Source organism: Ferruginibacter sp., assembly GCF_031430955.1.
Lineage (GTDB): Bacteria > Bacteroidota > Bacteroidia > Chitinophagales > Chitinophagaceae > Ferruginibacter.
The window spans coordinates 1-1,540 of record NZ_JANPCM010000465.1; the positions used below are offsets into that span (position 1 = coordinate 1).

Here is a 1,540-nt window from a genome sequence, read left to right on the forward strand (position 1 = left end):
ACTTTGATAGAATATGTGGAAACACATAAAGTACCAGTGGCAAAAAAAATGGGTTTGTACCTTAACTTAAAAAAACGAGATCCTGCAAATTGTTTACCCAACTGGGTGGTTAAATGTTTACGCTTTAGCAGGGTAAAATAATTAATCCAGCTGTTCTTTTAATTGAACATAACTCCATGCTGCAAAGGGGGTAATCAGCATTAATAAAATACTCCACCAATTATCTGTTACAACAAAGCAAATTACAAAAAGCGTTAGCAGGTATAGTGGGTATAAAAAAAATAACAGGCCTACCATTTTACTGTCAAAATGTCCCTCTTCTTTTATTAAGGTATTGCCCAGCAATTTTACGGCATAATAAAAAGGGGCATGAATAATAAAACCAGCAGCAGCAGGAAGTGCTAATGATATTTTTTTTATTAATGATTGCGGAATGTAAAAGTTTTTTTGCAGTGCTTCTTTATCATGTAATTTAATTTCAAAAACAAAGGATTTTAACTCCTCTTCTAAAATAGTATTAAAGCTGTTTATTGCTTTACCATCGGTAGCGCTTAAATTTATACTTGTTGCTGTGATAAAATTGCCAAAAAATATTTTTACATTTTTACCAAATTTTTTAAAAGAACTGTAGTTGATAGCAACAGGCAATACTTTAAGATCTATTCCATCCTGCCAGCTGCTGATGGCTAAACGGGCTGTCCCTTTTTTCAGCGGCCGTAAATGCCACTCGTTAATACACCTGCCCTCGCTAAAAATTAATACAATGCCGTTTTGCTTAAAAATCTTTTTACATTCTTCAAAAGTTTTATAATTCTCTTCTAAATTTTCTACGCCTTCACTAACACGGTACACGGGTAAAATTTTAAAACTGTATAAAATTTTTGCAGCAAATGTTTTTTTAAATGCATCGCCCCTTGCCAATGAATAAACTGGTCTGTCAAACAGGGTGCAAAAAATTATAGCGTCTAAAAAAGAGTTGGGATGATTTACGGCAAGTAATAAAGGACCGTTCTGTTGTAATATTTCTTTTTTATTAATAGTAATATTTCTGCAATAAATTTTTATTGCAAGGCGGGCAATTATTTTTACAAATGAATACAGCAATACTTCCTTATTTAAAGGGGAAGATAATTATTTATCCAGAAAATAAGCAATTGAAGATTGACGCAGGTCTTTTTCTTCATCAATATCATTAAGGGAAGTAAGCAAATGACAGGTTAAACTTTGCGTATTTATTTTATTTATGGTTTCAATAAAAACGTTTTCTGTACTCCATTCTATATTACTAAATAAATCTTTAAAGGGATGTTGCATGCCCAGTAAATAATATCCTCCATCACCTGCAGGCCCAATTACTGTTTTACAGGTTTGTAAATTTTCGAAAGCTTCTTCAATAACAGGGCTGGTTAATTCATAACAATCGCTTCCTATTATGCAAACTTTCTCAAAACCAAGATTAAATAATTCTTCAAAGGCATTTATCATTCTTTCTCCTAAATCATTACCTTTTTGTAATCTTTTTTCATAGCCATTCCATACA

General features: G+C 32.0%; 2 protein-coding genes. Both read right to left on the bottom strand.

Annotated features, from left to right (window positions below):
• Nucleotides 1-141 precede the first annotated feature (141 nt).
• Nucleotides 142-1,104 (bottom strand): 1-acyl-sn-glycerol-3-phosphate acyltransferase, encoded by a 963-nt coding sequence (locus ACY65O_RS12810; RefSeq protein ID WP_462221252.1) that lies wholly within the window; start codon nucleotides 1,102-1,104, stop codon nucleotides 142-144.
• Nucleotides 1,105-1,131: 27 nt separating this feature from the next.
• Nucleotides 1,132-1,540: TIGR04282 family arsenosugar biosynthesis glycosyltransferase (locus ACY65O_RS12815; protein WP_462221253.1), on the bottom strand; the 409-nt coding region annotated here is incomplete at its 5' end.